The sequence below is a fragment of the Ligilactobacillus equi DSM 15833 = JCM 10991 genome (assembly GCF_000615765.1).
Taxonomy (GTDB): Bacteria; Bacillota; Bacilli; order Lactobacillales; family Lactobacillaceae; genus Ligilactobacillus; species Ligilactobacillus equi.
Genome location: NZ_BAMI01000015.1, coordinates 1 through 18,269, shown reverse-complemented (window position 1 = coordinate 18,269; position 18,269 = coordinate 1). Strand labels below are relative to the sequence as shown.

Here is an 18,269-nt window from a genome sequence, read left to right as displayed (position 1 = left end):
ATACTTCTAGGACTTGCATTAACTGGCGGGTCTTTTATTTTACTCTCTCTCATCTCTCTCTTAAGCGAAAGGAGGTGATTAAATGTCTTTATTTCGTAGTGTGGAAACACGGGACTGGGCGACTGACTTGCTAGAAGATAATATTCTCCCAAGCGTTACTAATTCGGCCTATGTCGGTATTTCGGCGCTCAAGAACTCCGATGTGTTAACGGCAGTAGGAATCATTGGCTCTATGGTTGGTCGTTACCGCTTGATTATGGTTGACGATAAAACGGATGATACTATCCACGATGATAACGTGGAGTATTTAGTTAATAAAAAGCCTAATTCTAAGATGGACTCGTATTCTTGGCGGTTTGCGATGTCAGTTAATGCCTTGTTAACTGGGGATGGTATTTCTCGTATCGTCAGAGATCCACGGACTAACAAGCCGTCGCTTATTCAATATTTCAAACCGTCAGATACTTATATTGATGATAGTAACCTCAACGATATCAAATACATTTTTTACACTAATGACGGCAAAGAGATTGTGGAAAAGCCTGATAACGTTTTACATTTCAAATTTTTTAGCGATGATGGCATTCATGGACGGTCACCGCTCTTATCTTTGAGAAATGAAATTACGTTGCAAGAAAATGGTGTGGATACGCTCATGAAGTTTTTTAAAGGCGGACTTAAAGGTGCGGTGCTGAAAGCTACTGGTAAGTTGTCCAAGGAAGCCCGCAGAAAAATGCGTGAAGAATTCGAGTATGCACAGCGAGGCTCGGTGGCTGGCAGTCCAATTATTGTGGATAGCACCATGGATTACCAAAATCTGGAAGTCGACACTAACATCCTTAGTCTGATTAACAGTAATGACTACACCACTAACCAGATTGCCAAGGCAATGCATATTCCTGCATACAAGCTTGGTGTGAATAGTCCTAACCAATCAATCAAGCAATTGCAATCTGATTTTATTAATTCAGATTTACCTTACTACTTTAAGCCTATCCTAGCAGAAATGGAATCTAAGTTATTGAGCGACAGACAACGTTCTAAAATGCACTTAGAGTTCGATACGCGCAAAGAAACAGGACTATCAATGGAAGAAGCCGTATCAGCTGTTAATGCTGGCCTACTGACTCCTAATGAGGCCTTAGAGGCTAGTGGGAGAGCAAAATCTAAAGAACCTAACATGGACCGTTACCAATCAACATTGAACACGGTCTTTTTAGATTCTAAAGAAGAATATCAACTGAAAGGAGGTGGGATGAATGGATATGGAAACAAGACAAATCCAAACCAAGATTAATTTACGGTCGGTTGGAGAGGAAGAAGAATCTAATGTTATTGAAGGCTACGCTTTAATGTTCAACCGTCAGTCAGAAGTTTTAGGAGGCTGGGTTAACTTTCGGGAGACCATTGATGAGCACGCATTAGATAATGCCGACATGTCAAACGTCGTCGCTACTTTCAATCACGACCAAAACCAAGTCCTAGGACGTTCAGGAGTAAACATGGAACTCTCTGTAGATAATATTGGTCTTAAATTCAAAGTTACACCGACAGATACCAGCTACGCTCGTGACCTTATGGAAAATATTCGTCAAGGGGTTATCAATCAGTGCTCTTTTGCATTTACAATTTCTCAAGATGAAAACTCAGAAGAATGGACGGAATCGGAAGAAGACGGTGTCGACTATAATCGTGTAATTCGTAATATTGACCACTTATATGATGTGTCGGTTGTAACTACACCGGCTTACCCTGATACTGTGGCTAATGTTGGTGAACGGTCAAAGAAACTTATTCCGAAGAAAATTGATGAAGAAAAGCGTCAACAAATGCTTTTTGAAGTAAATAAAGAGATTTTAATGGAGGATATCTAAATGAATTTAGAAGAAAAATTAAAGACAGTCCGAGCTAAATTAAATGAATTACGTTCTAACCAAATTGCTAAGCGTGCAGAATTACGTTCTGCGTTAGAAAACGCTGAAACTAACGAAGATTTAGAAGCTACTAAGGCTATGCGTTCAGCAATCGAAGATATTACAAATGAAATTAAAGAAAACGAAGATTTAGCCCGGTCATACGAGGAAGCCTTGAAAGGTAACCCAGAACCAGCTAAGCGAAAGAAAGGTGGCGAGAAGATGAACTTGCGCTCTATGTTTAACGAATATCTACACACACGGGATGCTGCATCTGCTGGCTTCAAGTCCACAGACGGTAAGGTAACCATTCCTGAAGCAGTTATCTACAATCCCGAAGACGAAGTTAAAACAGTAACGGATTTGACTAAGTACGTTCGTGTTGTACAAGTTACAACCGCGTCAGGTAGTTACCCAGTATTAGCAAAAGCTACCGCTAAGATGAATACTGTGGCAGAATTGGAAGCTAATCCAGACTTAGCAAAGCCAAAATTTCAACAAGTTAAGTGGGAAGTTGCAACTCGCCGTGGTGCTATTCCATTGTCACAAGAGGCTATTGATGATTCGGCAATCGATTTAGTGGGTTTGGTCGCTCGTGATTCAAAACAACAAAAAGTAAACACTACTAACGCTGATATTTCGACTGTTATTAAAGGTTTCACTGCAAAGGAAACCGCTACTTTAGATGATTTAAAGAAAGTCTTGAACGTAGACTTAGATCCAGCCTACAATCGAATGATTGTGGCCAGTCAATCATTCTATAACTGGTTAGACACTCTCAAAGATAAAAATGGTCAATACTTATTGCACCCAGCTGTTGCTGAAGGCTCTCCAGCTATGATTTTAGGTGTGCCAGTCGTTATTGTAGAAGATACATTGTTAGGACAAGCGGGCGAAGCTCACGGCTTTGTCGGTGACTTAGAACGTGCTGTGTTATTTGCTAACCGTGCTGATTTGACGTTCCGTTGGGTCGAAAACGAAATCTACGGTCAATACTTATCTGTTGCCACACGTTACGATGTTAAGGCGACTGACCAAAATGCTGGTTACTTTGTGACAGTATCTGAACCGGGAAAATAGCACAGCCCGTATCAGTAGCGGGCGTTAAGCCTACCTCTGCTAACACGGTAGCTGAAATCAAGTCCTACCTAGACGACAAAGGCATAAGTTACACAAGTTCGATGTCCAAGTCGCAACTTCTAGAATTGGTAGGTGATTAGCCATGCTGCTAACAGAGGAACGTTTCTCCACACTTAAGAATTACTGCAAGATTGACCAAGACTTTGACGATGATGTGTTGAAGGAACTGGTTAATGCCTCTGCAATGGAACTTGCTAGAGCAATAAAATTTGATAGTCAACCAAGCGACTATATCGACGATAGTCGTTTTTTTATTGCACTCATGAAAATGGTCAAGGAAGATTATTACTTGCGTGGCTTATCTGCAGATAATTATCGACCAGAACTATCGAATAATATCGTTTCTATTATCAATCAGCTAAGGAGTGAGTTAGATGCGGACGAATAACATGACCGAACGGATTACGTTTGTGGCAAAAACAACTGGTATTAACGAAGATTTTGAACCTTTCGAAAAAACCGAAGAGTTGTTTTCCTGTTGGGCTGAAGTTTCTAAGCTTACTGTTCGTGAAATGCTCAATAAAAAAGAGCAAGTTGCTATCGAAAAAACACTCCGCTATTTCTGATTGCCTACAAGCAAAAAATGGAAATTCAACCAGATTGGCAGATTGTGTGGAGAGGCAAAACTTACGAAATTACAGGATTAGATCCTGACTATCAAAAGAAAGACTTGACTAAGATTCAAGCGAGGGAGGTGTCTTAAATGTCAGTTACAGGAGAATTTGAACTACTTGCCAATGTGGATAAGCTCACTAAAGGTTACGACCGAAAAGCTAGACAAGCGGTTAAGTCGGGCGCTGAAAAGTTTAAGACAGTCTTGCAAAATAACACCCCGGTCAGTTCTGAAGATCACTCAGGAAAAGGACCATTGCGCGACCATGTTACCTTAGGTAAATTTTCGGGTGTTGGTGGCGACTACACGCAAGAAGTTGGTTACGATTCAAGCAAAGGTTATATCGCTCACTTCCCTAATTCTGGTACTTCTAAGCAACGGCCTCAACATTTTATAGAAAAGTCGCAATCAGAATCTAAAGGACAGGTTTTGGCAGAATTTGTAAAGGAGTTGAAAGTTGAATGACGCTACCAAATACTAAAGTGGCTAAAATTCTATCGGAAGACTCCGAGTTGATGGATATGCTTAATGCTATCCGTGCTAAAAAATTGACATACAACCCAGTATTTACTAGTACCCCTAAAGATGATTTTAACAATGCTCCGTGGATAAGGATTACTAATATTCCGTACGACGCGGCTATTTATGCCGATGATAAGCGTGCGATTGAATTTCATCGAGTGCAAGTTGATTTTTGGGTAGAAAAGAAAGATAAATCAAAGGTTTCAGAAATCATTGACCGTATTTATGACGTTTTAGAAGAACATGAATATGAACGATACTATTTAAGCATTCATGACGATGCAGATGACAATAATTTAGTCATGGTTACTGGGAACTTTGAAGGTTATAGAGAAAGGAACTAAAAATTATGGCAGACAATAAAAAAGTTGCAAAATTTGGTGCTTCGAAATTTGAATACGGTGTTGTTGATGATGAGAAAAACACTGTCGCAGAAACACGCCAAATCTCTGGTTTATCCGAAGTAAAAGTGGAATTGACAAACGAATTAAAAACCTTAGCAGCCGACGACTCACCTTACTTGGTATTGAGCGGTGGTATTACAGAAGCTAAGGAAACAATTAACCTCTACGATACAGATACTAAGATGAAACAAGATTTATTTGGCATCAAGGTTGTTAAGGGTGTGGAAATTTACGAAAAAGATTTAACTCCTAATTACGTTGCTACTTTGTTCCGGACTAAGATGTCTAATGGCAAGTATGTGTGGGTAGGGATGCTCAAGGGAATGTTCTCATTACCTGCGCTTAACACTAAGGCGCAAGATGGTGCACCAGACCCTGAAGCGGACGAAATCGAAGGTTCTTTCGTACCACGTGGCGACCAAGAATTAATTTTATTAATTGGTCGCGAAGATAACGAAGGCTTTGATTTTGAAACCTTCCACAAAGCGGTATTTCCTAAAAATGACCAAGATTTAGAAGCTTTCAAGGAAGTTTCATCAGTTCCTGGAGCATAGATAACGCATAACAGACAGAGACGAGAAATGTGAGACGAATAGAAACGAAAGGATTTTAATATGGCATACGAAATTAAGTTACTGATTGATGGTGAAAAGAAAACATACGTGCGTAATGAACCGCCTATGCTAATCGACATGACCAATGCAATGAAGTATCAAGCGCATCAAATCAAGATGTATAACAAAAAGGACGGTCTGACTGACAAGGATCTTGACCAACAACAAAAAGATTTTGCGATGATTGCTTCAAGTTTTTGGCACAAGCAATTTTCAGAAAAGGCATTCATTGCTGGTGCAGACCAAGAATCTATGGACGTTTTATATAAAGTAATCGGTGACTCGCTCGGAACTTCCGATGATGAGGAACAAAGCGCTGACAAAAGTGACGACGGAAAGGCAGATAGAGAAAGCGCTAGAACAAATTGATGAGTTTTATAAAGCACGTATGAAGGACGGCTATAAGCTTCAAGAAATTAACCAATTTACACTTGATGAACTGGAGCAATTAGCCTCAATCTTTGAGGAAAAGACACAATACTTTGATGAGGTCTTTCCTTGGTTAGTTTAAAAGAAAGGAGGATAAAAGAAAATGGGAGCATCTTTAGGACACTTAGCCGCTACGGTTGAATTAAATATCAACCCGTTTAAGTCTAACGCGTCTGCATTGAAAGCTCAGATTAGAGCGACAACTTCTGCATTGAAAGCACAAGATACTGCGTTACGTGGAAACAAGAATAATTTGAATGCTATGCGGGCTAGCTATGCGACTATGCAGAGCCAAATGCGGAATTATGAAGCCTTGCTTAAAAAACAAATGGCTACATATAACCAGTTAAAAGGTAAAACTGCAGAAACCGCAAGCGAACAACAAAAGTTATCTACGCGACAAGCGAATGCGGCTAATCAGGTCAATAAAACTTCCGCAGCAATGGAAGCTTTGCGCAATCGAATGTCCTCTTTATCTGGACAGATTGCTGTTCAATCGTCACGCTGGACACAATTAGGGTCAAAGCTTACCTCAATTGGTGAAAAAATTCAGTCCGTATCATCAAAAATTCAAGGATTCGGGCAAAGTATGACGACTCACATCACCGCACCAATTGCAGCCGGCATTGGATATGGTGCTAAAAAGCTTATTGAATTCGATGGCACGATGAATAATACAAAAAACTTAATTCGTCAAGGTGGTGAAAGCGTCCAAGAAACGATGTCAGGAATTAATCGGATGACTTCCGATGCCGAAAAATATTCCAATAAATACGGCATATCACAAACCAAAATTGCTCAAGGTTACCAAGACTTGGTAAAACGTGGTTACACATCAAAACAAGCAATTGGAGCGATGAATGCTGAACTTCAAGCGTCTGTGGCCACAGGTGATGACTTTTCAGAAGTCACCTCAGTTGCTTCGCAAACACTTGAAGCTTTCGGGATGAAATCTAACTCAGTTGCTGGGATGACTCGAAACACAAAGGCTGTGGTCAACTCACTGGCTTATGCAGCTGATGCAACTTCTACTGGTTTTCAAGATTTAGGTGTGGCCATGTCTTATGTTGGCTCAACTGCTCACTCTGCTGGGTTTAGTCTCGCAGAAACTTCAAGTGCGATTGGTATTTTATCTAATAATGGTTTAGAAGCAGATAAAGCTGGTACTGGTTTGAGAAAAGTTATTAATTCTCTCATTTCACCAACAACTGGCGCTAAAAATGCGCTTCAAAAATTGGGCTTATCAACCAAGGATTTCATCGACAAATCAGGTAAGATGAAATCTATGACTGAAATTTTTGGAACTTTGAACAAGCATATGAAAGGCTTGACACAATCCCAAAAGAACGACATTTTCCACAGTATTTTTGGAACCACTGGTCAGCAAGCTGCTTTAATTTTGGCACAGAATAGTGAAGAATTAGGAAAATTAACCAAAAAAGTTCAAGAAGCTGCAGGCAAAGACTACGTTGGTAAATTATCCGAAAGCAATCTTAAATCTGCACAAAACCAAATACGTATCTTCAAAGAAAGCCTTACTAATATGATGATGCAAGTAGCACGGGTGATCTTGCCAATTATCACGCCAATAATTCAAAAAATTAGTGAGTTAGCACAGAAATTTGGAGAGCTTAGTCCTGGAATGCAAAAGTTAATCACTTACGCAGCTTTAGGAGTTGCCGCACTTGGCCCGCTCATTTCTGTAATTGGAAGTGTGGGAACCGCTGTCGGTGGCCTGCTTAAAGCTGGTGGGAGTTTAGCTACATGGCTAGGAAAAATTGCGGGCAAACGTGCAGCAGCTACTACAATCGCAGAAATTGGAACTTCTGCAGCGGGTTCTGTTGGTGGCTTGACTTCCATGACTGGTGCAACAACTGGTGCGACTGCCGCTTTAGGTGGTCTAGGCCCAATGCTTGCTACTGTAGGTGTCGCTATTGTAGCAGGGATTGCTTACTACGAATTGTTTGGTAAGAAGATTGCTCAGAATAATGCTGAGATTGGGCAATGGGGAACTAAGGTTGGCTCAGAAACCAACAAGGCTTTGAGTAGTTTCAAGCAAACAACAACGGGAATTAATCAAGCGCTGACTGACATGACAACCGCCGGTGAAACCTCAACCAAACAATTAGCTGACTCTTTCGATAAGCAATTTGCTCAAATTGAAAAGCAAGCTAAAGATCATGTGGAAAAAGTTAAAGCCTCTGTTAAAGATATGCCAAAAGAAGTTCAAAACGCAGCTGCAGAAACTGCTACTAAAGAACAACAAACGATGAATAAGTCGCTAGATAATCTCAAGAACTATAAACAGCAATATCAAGCGATTTTAAAAGGTCATCATGGTACTGTTAGAGACCTAGACGCCAATCAACGCGTTGCTTTACTTAATATCGAACAAGGCATGCAAAATGAAATGCTTAATGTTTTGAGAATTAGTGGTAGCAAACGCAAAACAATTTTAGCTGCATTGAATGCTGATTACAAAAATATGAATCAACAACAGCGACAAGATACTTTGACCACACTCAAACAATCAGAAGCTGACACGATTAAATCTTATGCAAAACGTTCCAAAGAACTTAAAAAGATGCATGAAGAAGGTAAATTAACAACTGCTGAATATAATGCGTCTATGAAAGCTTTACGACAAGCTGACCAAAAAACAATTAATCAGATTGCTGATGCTTACTACAAATGTGCTAAAGCAAGTGGAATGTCAGCTCAGCAAATCAAAGACTCCATGCGTGAAGCAGGACTATCTTATGACCAAGCCAAAGCAAGAGCAGATGAAATGGCTAAGGTTACATCTAACTCTAGTGCGATTATGGTTGCTAAGACTAACGACATGTCTAACTCTGTTAAGAAAGCTGCGGATATGTGGAATGGTTTAGTTTTTGACCCTAAGACAGGAAAAATTAAAACGAATGCGATTGACGAAGTAGAAAAAGCCGTTCAGTCCAAAAATAAATGGAATCAAATCCAATTGCTTGAAAAGGAAGGAAAGTTAAGCTCAAACGCTAAAGAAATGGTGGCTGATGCTCTGCTCTCCACAGGAAAGTGGAACAGTTTAAGCCTCAAGGAGCAAAAAGCCTGGATTAAAAGCAATGTCGGTAAAACCATGGTTGAGGCGATGGAAAAAACTGGTCAGTGGAACAGTTTAAGTTTGCAAGCTAAAGAAGCTATCGTTAATGCCAAAGGCTTACCACAATTAGCAGACGCAGTGGCTAAATACAAACTGTGGAATGGTTTGCCTACTACTGTTAAACAATTGTTAGCCAACGATGCTAATGCTAGTGCGATTTTGAAACAAGCTGGAATTAACATCGACGAGTACAATCGAAAACATCCAGAACATAAAAGTTTGACAGGAGATTCCAATAGCGTTGACCAAGCAAGTCAAAAAGGGAAAAATTCTATTTTTGGTTTTAACTCAACAAATCCACTCCACAAACCAATGACTGGTGACTCTAATTCTGTTGACAATGCTAGTCGTAGAGGTCGGAGTTCAATTGGCGCTTTCAACGGAACTAATCCAAAGCACAAACCGTTTACTGGTAATTCAAGTTCTGTTGATAGTGCAAGTGGACGTGGTCGAAGTTCGATTGGTAGTTTTAATGGGACTAATCCTAATCATAAGAACTTCCGAGGTACGGATTATACTTCGGGTGCCGCAAGACGAGCTATAAGTGCTATTAGTAGTTTTAACGCTATGCGAACGTGGACTAAGACTTTAACAACTGTTTACCAAACAATTCATGAAGTTATCACTCGTCGTAAGGGTCGTGCTAAGGGGACGAATTACCATGAAGGTGGGCCAATGCTGGTTAACGACCAACCAGGGCCAGTCTTTCGTGAAGCAGTTCAATTCCCTGGTCAGCCAGCTTTCATTCCGTTTGGACGTAACGTTCCAATCGACAATGCGCCACGAGGGACCAAAGTTATTAAAGCCTCAGAAACCGCAAAGTTATTTGGTAACTTGCCACAGTATGCCAATGGGACAGCGCATGCGGTTGATGTAGCTAAAGGTTTATCAAAATCAGTCAAAGCCACTCCAGTTAGTTTGGAAGCGACGAATGTTATCGATAATAGCGGTGTGGAAAGCAATCAACAAACTTTAATTAACTTGGTCGGTGCTATCTTAAGCGAATTGTCTAAGCCGGGTAACGACAATCAACGTGAAGCCTTGCGCACGGTTATGCAAGGTATGGACCAATTGACAAATCAAAGAGTTAGGGGGAGATTATCATAGGCTACGCAAGTTTTACAATTAACGGCAAGAAGTCAACCGACTACCACGCTATATTGAAGCCAATTACACAGTGACATCTTCCGTTCCTGATATAACCGATTTGAATATTCCTGGGCGCGACGGGACGTTAACTATCAGTAATAACCGTCGTAGTTCCTTTGAACGTGAATTTCCTATCGTTTTCATCGGTAAAAATTCAGAAATCAGGAAGGGCATCGAAAGTATGCACGCTGACTTGCTCGCTACAAACGGTAAGTATTTCGATATTAAACTTAGTCAGGATCCTGGATATATTTATCGAGGACAATTTTTAGATAGTTTTTCCGTTGACTACAATGTCGGAGAGGCGAGTTCTAAGGTCAAGTTGAGATTTATGCCATATAAGTATCTTGAACAAGGACTTTCAGAGCGTGCAGTTGCTAGTGGGTCTACGTTGGTCAACTTAGGTAACATTTCGGCCAGTCCTAGAATTACTTTGACTGGTTCGGGAGATGTGACGATTAATGGCTTGAGTTTAAAAGGTGTGGATAAAGGTATAGTGCTAGACACAGAGGCACAAACCTGCACGAATTTAAACGGAACCGAAACTGTATTTAGAAAAATGCACGGTGATTTTCTGAAATTACAACCAGGAAGTAACAAAATCACCTGGAATAATAGTAATTTCACAGTAAAAATAACTCCTAGATGGGTGGTGAGAATTTGAGTTATCCAATCTTATATAGTGCTGATGAAACGGATTTCTTCGGCAACGGGTTAGGAACTTTGCCTGACGCTTTATCAGTCTTAGTTACCGAAGAGCGCAACGGAGAGTTCACACTCTCTATGACCTATCCACAAGAAGGAAAACGGGCAGATTTATTGACGAATAACCGTATTATTAAGGTTGACGCTGGTCACAAGCTGAAAGACCAACGTTTTGTTATTAAAACTGTTACCCCTAAAATGTCAGATGATGGGTATATTGATTTAACGGTTTATGCCGAACATATTTCATATATCACTGCAGATTTAGCGGTGACTCCTTCTATAGTGCTTAGCGGTAATGCAGAAAGTGCCTTGCAGCAATGGAAAGGTGCTCTACTTGGTGGGAATCCAGATATCGTAGTTGACTCAGATATTGAGACCAAGAACGAAACATCTTTAGACATTACCAAAGCCACAAATGCTCGGCAAGTTCTTGGTGGGGTAGCAGGTTCCATCCTGGATGTTTGGGGTGGAGAATACCGTTTCGATAATCTTCATATCAGTTTGCGCAAGCAACGTGGAACCACGGCTAATACTCTGTTAAGCTACGGTCGGAACTTGCTGACCTTTGAGCAAGAACAGGACATCAGTCAAACATACACTTCAATCTATCCTTATGCAGCGGTTAGTTATGCTAGTGGCTCTGACCACCAAATGGTTACGGTCGATGGCTACATTGTTGATAGTGAGTATCTGAAAAAATATCCTAACCGTAAGATTTTGCCGGTTGATTTCGGAAGCGAGTTCAGCGACTACCGCATAGGTAGCAAACCAAGTGATGCAAGTAGCGATGACAAAACTATCTACACTAGCGAAACTGAGATCAAGAAGTTACTCAAGAACCAAGCGCAAAGCTATGTAGTGAATAACCGAATTGGCATACCTAAGGTTTCCACAAAGATTAGCTTTGCTGATTTGTCAAAAACAGAGGAGTATAAAAACGTTGCGCCACTAGAATACGTTGACCTTTGCGACATTGTGCCTGTGCGCTTTGAAAAGCTTGGCATTGATAGTGAAATCAAAGTCACTCGTATTGTGTGGAATGTTTTGCTTGACGCTTATGACTCCATTGAACTTGGTGACTTAAGCACAACACTCGGCGAATCAATTTCAGCAGTGGCTAGTGAAACTAAGGAAGTTAAGAATAATTTAGCCCAAACTCGTATCCTTGCCCAAACTGCTGCAGACGGTAATCATACTGTTTTCAGAACAGATGGTGGAACAACAGAACCAACAGCTAAAAAAGTTGGTGATTTATGGTTTAAGACTGACGGCAACGATGTCTATATGTTGACCTGGAATGGTACCAACTGGGAAGAAATCACTAATACAAAAGATGTGTATAGGGTTAGTCGGGAAGTTGCAAGCCTAACCGCCAACGTTCCAACGAAGTCTGAACTATCCGAAACTTTCAGACAGTCCGAAAGTTTAGCAAATAGTAAATTTGATTCAGTCAAACAGTCAGCTAGCTTAGCAACTAGCGAGGCTTACTCACAAGCTCAATCAGTAATCGATAGTCAATCAACTAAATTTGACAAGGTGTGGGGTTCACTTTCTGCGAAGAACAGTGAATTTTGGTCCAGTTTAGAAAAAGCCGATTCACTCACGCTTGACGGGTTGAAAACAACACAAGTAGATTTAGAACAAATTAAACGCGATGTGGATAGTCAGAGCAAAGCAACTAGTGAAACTATTAGCCAAGCAATCTCAGGGATGGTTTCCACCAGTGCACAAGCTGATAAGCTCAGTCGCTCTTTATCGCTTGCTACTAGCGAAATTAACAGTGCCTGGCAATCTAATAGTACTAGCCTTAGTAATCTGGCTAAAGGTTTGGATAGCCTTTCCACAGGTGTTAAGAGTACAACTGATAGTTTGACAGCCACTTATAACGACCAAAAAGGTAAAGTGGCAACTTTAACCACTGATGTTACTGGTTTAAAAGGTGCGGTCAAGGATAATGAAGATAATATCAATTCTTTATCTTTAGGCGCTAAAGGTATGAGTGCTTCTATTAGCAATGCTCAAGGTGCTATCAATAACTTACAAGCAGACGCTGATGGGTTAAAACAAGAAGTTACCAAGAAAGTTGATAACACGACTTACCAGACTGGAATCAGCAATTTAAATGGCAAGATTGACTTGAAAGCTGCTAAATCTTATGTTGATAGTGAATTGTCTAAGAAAGCTAATAGCGCTGAATTATCTGTTACTAATGAAAAAATTGAGGCTCAAGCCTCACGTATAAGTTCGTTAACGACAGATGTAGAAGGGAAAATTACCGACCTACAAAACAAGACCACCCCACAACAATTAATTAAGACGGTTACAGATAGTGGGCAAGCCAACCACGTGGTAACCGCTGATAGTGTAAATCAGTCAATTAGTGGTGTGAGAACGGAAATTACTAAAGCCAAAGATGAGTTGACTGGCAAATTAACTACGGTTGAAACCAAGGTACAACAAAATACCAATGAAACAAAGTCAACCAAAGATAAGACAGAACGGTTGATTAGTTCATTAGGTGCTGATAGTAATGGTAACTTTAACTGGGCTAACAACTCCAAAATTGATACTGCCTTAGGTAGTTACCAAACCATCAAGAAGATTGATGGAAAGATAGACGGATTGCAAGTTGGTGGACGGAATTTACTGAAAGGGACGGCAGATATTACTGGCGATGTTGCTAGTTATGAAGGAAGTATTAATAGAAAAATCTTCAATGGCAATGATGGTGTTTCCACAAATCAAGCGTGGCAAGGTATTCTTATTAACATGAAAAACGCTTTAGGTAGAGCGGATATTAAGAGTGGCGATACTATTACACTATCGGTTTACGTAAAAGCTGACAAAACAATTAATACTGGTACTTTAGATATCTATCGTGCATTTGGAACCGTTGATGAGGCTAAAACTTCTGCGAATACAGGAGCAACTGTTTATGCAATCAATATGAGTTCTAAGCCTATTACTACTCAATGGCAACAATATTCATGGGTTTTTAAGGTACAAGAGTCCACATTGTATCGGATGAACACACGTGTAGAATATAACTCCACACCTAACACCAATATTTACTATGCTGGATTAAAGTTAGAAAAAGGTAACAAGCCGAGTGATTGGTCACCAGCACCCGAAGATGTGGAAGGGAAAATTAATGGTGTACAGAGCAATCTTACCAGCTACAAAGCCGAAGTAAGCAATACTTATGCTAAGGCAAGCTCTGTTTATACTAAGTCTGATGCAAATAGTCTTATTCAAAGCAGAATTGACCAGACTGCTGGGGAAATTAAGCAAGAGGTTAGTGCAACCCTAGTAGGCGCTGGAAGAAATTTAGCCGAAGGCACAAGTTCTACATGGCAAGGTATGGGGTATACTCCAAAAGGAAATACTAACGAAGTTGTAACTTTAGTTCCTAGAATTAATTTGTATAACTTAAAAGTTGGCGACACTCTAACTGTATATATGCAATATCAATATGGTAGTGCGAAATTAGTAAGTAACACAGCTCAAACTTTTGTCCCGTTCAGATTAGTGGGTAACAAAACACGATATGACAAAGCCCTTTATGGCGCACCATCAGATAAAGTTGTTGCCACCAACAATACTACATGGCGAGAAGTAACTTTACAGATTAAAGTTGATTCGGAGATGTTGAGTAATGATTATTATAGTGCTAATGCTAGATGGGACGGAGTTTCTGGTGGCTGGTGGCAATGGACTAAATTTAAGGTGGAACGTGGCACAAATAGAAGTGATTGGTCACCAGCACCCGAAGATGTGGCTTACAAGAGTCAAATGTTGCAAAAGCCCGATGGTTGGAGCGCGGTTCTGTCTGATAACTACGGACGAATTTTAAGCGGTTTGGCTTTAGATAACAGTGATGTGCGTTTCAAAGGTAACCACATTCACTTAGACGGTCAGACAATTATCGATAATTCAATAATCAAGTCGGCCATGATTGATAGTATTGACGCAACTAAGATTAAGGCAGGTTCGATTGACGGACAACGACTAAGAGGTACTGTGATTGACGGTAATGTTGCCAATATCAAGAACTTGCATGCCACTAATCTTTTTGCTGACGGCTTAATTGATGGTAAATTTCTCCACATCACAGGCGCTAGCAGCTAGATAGCGCAATTATTAAAAACGTTCATATTGCTGATGGGGCTATCACGAATGCAAAAATAGGTAATCTGAGTGTGGACACCGCTAAGATTAAAGACGGAGCTATTACATCGGCTAAGATAGGAAGCATTGATGCCGGCAAGATTACCGCCGGGACTTTGAACGCTGCGAATGTAAGGATCATTAATTTAGATGCAAATAACATCACGACTGGTACATTGAAAGGGCCTAACTTATCACTGAACCTCATGACGGGTGCGGTTGATTTCAGACACGGACACATCCAATCAACGAGTGGGAATTTCCACATTGATATTGATAATGGCACCATTGAGGCATTTAATGGTATTGGTGATGGGGTTGGTATTCATAATGGTGTGTTTGAACTGACAAGCAAAAACTTGTTTGATAACAACCAAAAACCATATTTCAAAATTGACAATTACATCACTTCTACTACAGGCGCTGGAAGTTATCATGGTGCAAGTCTGCAAGGACGTGATGCACTGGAAATTTATGTGGGCGATACTGAACCATCAGACCTAATAACTGCAAGTGGTTATGGAATTTTAATAGATAAAACCTTTGGTACACGAATTATTGGTGGAAATACTGGAGTCACTCTAACAGCTGGAACTGCCTATGGGGACGTAGTTAAATCCTCACCACAAATAGCTATTGGTGCTGGACAGCGTGGTCTAACAGGTGGTAGTGAAATTCACATTAACGCTAGTTATACCCGTATAACGAGTGCAACTAATAGAACAACATCTTCTAGTCCCAACCTTTATGTTGGTTCAGACGGAACTTTACTAAGGTCAACTTCGGCTTCTAAATATAAAACAGCCATTGTAGACGCTCATGGCATGGAAAATTACGGTGAGAAATTAATTAATATTTCACCTAAGTTGTGGGTAGATAAGGCTGAAAAAGCAAGGTTTAAAGAAGGCAGAATGATGGTTATGCCTTGCACTATGGATTAATTGCTGATGAATTAGACAAAGAAGGGCTATCCAAGTTAGTTAGATATGATAGCAAGGTGAGATTGAGGGTATCGAATATGACAAAATTGCCGTTGCCTTGCTCCCACTATTGAAGAAACAACAAAATCAAATTGCAGAATTGCAAGAACAAATTGAAGAATTGAAAGGAAGATGATAAAAAATATGGAACAAGAAATTATCCAAGAACTGACTATGAAGTTAGCCCAATCACAGCTTAATGAGACCATTTTAAGCGTTAAGCTTAAGCATTTGGAAGAAGATTTAGCCAAAGCACAAAACACTAATAAAGAAAAGGAAGGTACTAACAATGTTAAAGAAAACTAAATCAATTCAATTACAAGGTAACTCAATCGTAAACGGTCAAACTGTGGCCACTTTCTCGGCATCTCTTTCCACAGATGGTGGGTCAGGATCAGTTAACACTTACTACCCAGACCAAGCGTTATATGAAACAAATCGCAAGGAAGTGCGTAAAGATAAGAATGATTTTGCTGACTATGTTTACGCCGAAGAAGACAAGCTCTTTGCTGAAGAAGAAACAGAGGCTTAGTCTATGGCTTGGCACGAACAGTTAATTGTCAATAGTGCAACTTTGATTGACAAGCCTATTATCACAATTTTTATGGCCCTTGTAGCGGTTGATGTGGCAACAGGCTATATAAAAAGTCTCTGTTTCCACATCACAAATTCAAGCAAAGGACTTCAAGGATTAATCAAGCATAGCTTGGTTGTGCTTATCACTTTGCTAAGCTATCCTATCCTAATGGCGATGAACCAAGAGGGGTGGGCTGTTTTGTGGACAACATATTATTGCGTAATCTACCTTGTTTCAATCGTTGAAAACTTAGGTCAAATGGGATTGCCCATTCCACCAATTGTCAAGAAGTATGTTTACAAACTAAGTGACGAGTATCTGCATGAAAAGAACGAAAAAGAGAAAGGAGAACAAAAATGACACGAGAAATTATTGTAGACGTGGCAAGTTACCAATCAGATTTAACCGTTGCTGATTACAAGTCTTTGGGAGCAACCAAGGCGATTGTTAAAGTGACGGAAAGTACGAATTATACTAACCCCTATGCTAATCGAGAAGTTAACCGTGCAGCAGAAGCAGGGTATACTGGATTTGCTTTCTACCACTTTGGTAAGTTTGGTGGTTCTGTTAGCCAAGCTGTTGCTGAGGCCAACTATTTCATCGCACAAACTAAGGCTAAGTTTAACTTAGCACCAGGCACACTTATGATCCTAGATGCCGAGGAAACTAACCAAACTACTGATGCGGTGATTGCTTTCCTTGATGTGGTTAGAAAAGCTGGTTTCCACACTGGTTTTTACACTTACAAGTATCTGCTTCCGCAATTTAACTTAGAAGCGATTAAACCGCACATGGACTTCTTTTGGTTAGCAGATTACCCACTAGCAAACGGCGCAGCCGCCGACCGCAACCCAGACTTCAACTATTTTCCAAGTGCAAACTATGTCGACTTATGGCAGTACACAGATAATTTACTTGGTTACAAAGTCGACGGTTCTATCTCTGTAACAGATAACGCTTTGAAGCTCTTTAACCCGTCTGGAGCAAAGGTAGAAAGTAAACCAGTCGCTACACCAGCGCCTAAGCCGGTAACATCCCAAACGACTTGGACAGACGACTTGGGTGTTAAGTGGACTGCAGAAAAAGGTACGTTCACTTTAGGTTCGGCAATTAATCTCCGTTGGGGAGCAACTACGACGTCGAGTCTTATCGCAACCTTACCTGCCGGCTCTGAGGTTAATTATGACGCTTGGGCGAAGTCCGGTGGATATATCTGGATTAGACAGCCACGAGGCAACGGCCAATTCGGTTATCTCGTATGCCGTGATAGCAACGGCCAAGCTTTCGGCACATTCAAATAGTCTTGCTATCAAGAGCTTTTGAATGTATAATAAATATACTCCGGAGTAGTGTGACCTACTCGTTTGCTCGCTTCCTTCGGGAGGCGGGCTTTTTTATATTTCTTTTTAAATGACTGTGAAGTGTTGTGGCTTTATTGAAAGTTACGAAAACAGATAATAAAAAACATCCCCAGGATAATTCCTAAGGATGTTTTGTTGTCCAGAAGTTGTCCAATAACGCTCTAGATATTGATATATCAACATATACTAAGGAGAGTACAGGATTTGAACCTGCGCGCCGGTATTACCGGTTCGCCGGATTTCGAGTCCGGTGCATTACCACTCTGCCAACTCTCCATAACATTTATCAGTATACCAAGATTATAGAAAGTTGGCAAGGGGTGTCAAAAAATTTTATTATAAATTTGAAGAGTAACGATTTTGAAAAAACAGAAGATGTTCGTTTTTGAATGTGGAATTTGAGGTGCATCTATTTAAGAGGGAATTTTTGAGAAATTTTGTTCCATATGACCCATTTTGATCCCGCGAGAAAAATTAAAAAAAGGTATAATGTTACGCTAATTGCTAGTTTGTAATACTTCCATTTTTTGTAAATTGTATAGTGTTATGATTG

Annotated in this window: 19 protein-coding genes and 1 tRNA gene; 19 read left to right on the top strand and 1 reads right to left on the bottom strand. The window is 40.3% G+C overall.

Going from position 1 to position 18,269, the window contains the following annotated elements:
• Positions 1-82 precede the first annotated feature (82 nt).
• The 19 genes from JCM10991_RS04900 (at position 83) to JCM10991_RS04810 (ending at position 17,656) form a co-directional block, all read left to right on the top strand.
• The gene (locus JCM10991_RS04900; protein ID WP_025020736.1) at positions 83-1,297 is read left to right on the top strand and encodes a phage portal protein; all 1,215 of its coding nucleotides are present in this window, start codon (positions 83-85) and stop codon (positions 1,295-1,297) included.
• Positions 1,260-1,874 (top strand): HK97 family phage prohead protease, encoded by a 615-nt coding sequence (locus tag JCM10991_RS04895; protein ID WP_025020735.1) that lies wholly within the window; start codon positions 1,260-1,262, stop codon positions 1,872-1,874. Before JCM10991_RS04900 ends, JCM10991_RS04895 begins: the two co-directional genes overlap by 38 nt.
• Positions 1,875-2,993, top strand: a complete 1,119-nt coding sequence (locus tag JCM10991_RS04890; RefSeq protein ID WP_025020734.1) for a phage major capsid protein — start codon at positions 1,875-1,877, stop codon at positions 2,991-2,993.
• Positions 2,990-3,133: a HeH/LEM domain-containing protein gene (locus tag JCM10991_RS16385; RefSeq protein WP_155889582.1), complete on the top strand. Its 144-nt coding sequence runs from the start codon at positions 2,990-2,992 to the stop codon at positions 3,131-3,133. The genes JCM10991_RS04890 and JCM10991_RS16385 overlap by 4 nt, the downstream gene beginning before the upstream one ends.
• A 2-nt stretch (positions 3,134-3,135) precedes the next feature.
• Complete coding sequence (locus JCM10991_RS04880; RefSeq protein ID WP_025020733.1) at positions 3,136-3,441, top strand: head-tail connector protein; 306 nt, start codon at positions 3,136-3,138, stop codon at positions 3,439-3,441.
• A complete protein-coding gene (locus tag JCM10991_RS16090) occupies positions 3,428-3,619 on the top strand; it encodes a phage head completion protein (protein ID WP_263640288.1) in 192 nt (63 codons plus the stop codon). The genes JCM10991_RS04880 and JCM10991_RS16090 overlap by 14 nt, the downstream gene beginning before the upstream one ends.
• A gap of 137 nt (positions 3,620-3,756) precedes the next feature.
• Positions 3,757-4,131 carry an HK97-gp10 family putative phage morphogenesis protein gene (locus JCM10991_RS04870; RefSeq protein ID WP_025020732.1) on the top strand — a complete coding sequence of 125 codons (375 nt, stop codon included), beginning with the start codon at positions 3,757-3,759 and terminating at the stop codon, positions 4,129-4,131.
• Positions 4,128-4,532 carry a hypothetical protein gene (locus tag JCM10991_RS04865; protein ID WP_025020731.1) on the top strand — a complete coding sequence of 135 codons (405 nt, stop codon included), beginning with the start codon at positions 4,128-4,130 and terminating at the stop codon, positions 4,530-4,532. Before JCM10991_RS04870 ends, JCM10991_RS04865 begins: the two co-directional genes overlap by 4 nt.
• A gap of 5 nt (positions 4,533-4,537) precedes the next feature.
• Positions 4,538-5,146, top strand: a complete 609-nt coding sequence (locus JCM10991_RS04860; RefSeq protein WP_025020730.1) for a major tail protein — start codon at positions 4,538-4,540, stop codon at positions 5,144-5,146.
• A 60-nt stretch (positions 5,147-5,206) separates the two neighbouring features.
• Positions 5,207-5,575, top strand: a complete 369-nt coding sequence (gpG, locus tag JCM10991_RS14375) for a phage tail assembly chaperone G (RefSeq protein WP_025020729.1) — start codon at positions 5,207-5,209, stop codon at positions 5,573-5,575.
• A 19-nt stretch (positions 5,576-5,594) separates the two neighbouring features.
• Entirely contained in the window at positions 5,595-5,717 is a 123-nt protein-coding gene (locus tag JCM10991_RS16080) for a hypothetical protein (RefSeq protein ID WP_263640286.1), read from the top strand.
• Positions 5,718-5,738: 21 nt separating this feature from the next.
• Positions 5,739-9,881: a phage tail tape measure protein gene (locus JCM10991_RS04845; RefSeq protein ID WP_025020728.1), complete on the top strand. Its 4,143-nt coding sequence runs from the start codon at positions 5,739-5,741 to the stop codon at positions 9,879-9,881.
• A gap of 70 nt (positions 9,882-9,951) precedes the next feature.
• Complete coding sequence (locus JCM10991_RS04840; protein WP_155889574.1) at positions 9,952-10,587, top strand: hypothetical protein; 636 nt, start codon at positions 9,952-9,954, stop codon at positions 10,585-10,587.
• Positions 10,584-14,759, top strand: coding sequence for a phage tail spike protein (locus JCM10991_RS04835; RefSeq protein WP_025020726.1), 4,176 nt, complete (start codon positions 10,584-10,586; stop codon positions 14,757-14,759). The genes JCM10991_RS04840 and JCM10991_RS04835 overlap by 4 nt, the downstream gene beginning before the upstream one ends.
• 215 nt (positions 14,760-14,974) lie before the next feature.
• On the top strand, positions 14,975-15,739 hold the full coding sequence (locus tag JCM10991_RS04830) for a hypothetical protein (RefSeq protein WP_162149489.1): 765 nt from the start codon (positions 14,975-14,977) through the stop codon (positions 15,737-15,739).
• 183 nt (positions 15,740-15,922) lie between these two features.
• Entirely contained in the window at positions 15,923-16,084 is a 162-nt protein-coding gene (locus tag JCM10991_RS15115) for a hypothetical protein (protein ID WP_155889573.1), read from the top strand.
• Complete coding sequence (locus JCM10991_RS04820) at positions 16,068-16,310, top strand: hypothetical protein (protein ID WP_025020724.1); 243 nt, start codon at positions 16,068-16,070, stop codon at positions 16,308-16,310. Before JCM10991_RS15115 ends, JCM10991_RS04820 begins: the two co-directional genes overlap by 17 nt.
• 3 nt (positions 16,311-16,313) lie before the next feature.
• Positions 16,314-16,715 carry a phage holin family protein gene (locus JCM10991_RS04815; RefSeq protein ID WP_025020723.1) on the top strand — a complete coding sequence of 134 codons (402 nt, stop codon included), beginning with the start codon at positions 16,314-16,316 and terminating at the stop codon, positions 16,713-16,715.
• Entirely contained in the window at positions 16,712-17,656 is a 945-nt protein-coding gene (locus tag JCM10991_RS04810; protein ID WP_025020722.1) for a GH25 family lysozyme, read from the top strand. The genes JCM10991_RS04815 and JCM10991_RS04810 overlap by 4 nt, the downstream gene beginning before the upstream one ends.
• 249 nt (positions 17,657-17,905) lie before the next feature.
• Here the strand turns inward: JCM10991_RS04810 and JCM10991_RS04805 are convergent.
• A tRNA-Ser gene (locus JCM10991_RS04805) sits at positions 17,906-17,992 on the bottom strand.
• Positions 17,993-18,269 lie beyond the last annotated feature (277 nt).

Coding starts and splice junctions, on each gene's coding strand:
- gpG (WP_025020729.1), top strand. CDS start 5,207: ATGGCATACGAAATTAAGTTACTGATTGATGGTGAAAAGAAAACATAC.
- JCM10991_RS15115 (WP_155889573.1), top strand. CDS start 15,923: ATGGAACAAGAAATTATCCAAGAACTGACTATGAAGTTAGCCCAATCA.
- JCM10991_RS04900 (WP_025020736.1), top strand. CDS start 83: ATGTCTTTATTTCGTAGTGTGGAAACACGGGACTGGGCGACTGACTTG.
- JCM10991_RS04820 (WP_025020724.1), top strand. CDS start 16,068: ATGTTAAAGAAAACTAAATCAATTCAATTACAAGGTAACTCAATCGTA.
- JCM10991_RS04815 (WP_025020723.1), top strand. CDS start 16,314: ATGGCTTGGCACGAACAGTTAATTGTCAATAGTGCAACTTTGATTGAC.
- JCM10991_RS04880 (WP_025020733.1), top strand. CDS start 3,136: ATGCTGCTAACAGAGGAACGTTTCTCCACACTTAAGAATTACTGCAAG.
- JCM10991_RS04870 (WP_025020732.1), top strand. CDS start 3,757: ATGTCAGTTACAGGAGAATTTGAACTACTTGCCAATGTGGATAAGCTC.
- JCM10991_RS04860 (WP_025020730.1), top strand. CDS start 4,538: ATGGCAGACAATAAAAAAGTTGCAAAATTTGGTGCTTCGAAATTTGAA.
- JCM10991_RS16090 (WP_263640288.1), top strand. CDS start 3,428: ATGCGGACGAATAACATGACCGAACGGATTACGTTTGTGGCAAAAACA.
- JCM10991_RS04845 (WP_025020728.1), top strand. CDS start 5,739: ATGGGAGCATCTTTAGGACACTTAGCCGCTACGGTTGAATTAAATATC.
- JCM10991_RS16080 (WP_263640286.1), top strand. CDS start 5,595: ATGAAGGACGGCTATAAGCTTCAAGAAATTAACCAATTTACACTTGAT.
- JCM10991_RS04890 (WP_025020734.1), top strand. CDS start 1,875: ATGAATTTAGAAGAAAAATTAAAGACAGTCCGAGCTAAATTAAATGAA.
- JCM10991_RS04810 (WP_025020722.1), top strand. CDS start 16,712: ATGACACGAGAAATTATTGTAGACGTGGCAAGTTACCAATCAGATTTA.
- JCM10991_RS04895 (WP_025020735.1), top strand. CDS start 1,260: ATGGATATGGAAACAAGACAAATCCAAACCAAGATTAATTTACGGTCG.
- JCM10991_RS04865 (WP_025020731.1), top strand. CDS start 4,128: ATGACGCTACCAAATACTAAAGTGGCTAAAATTCTATCGGAAGACTCC.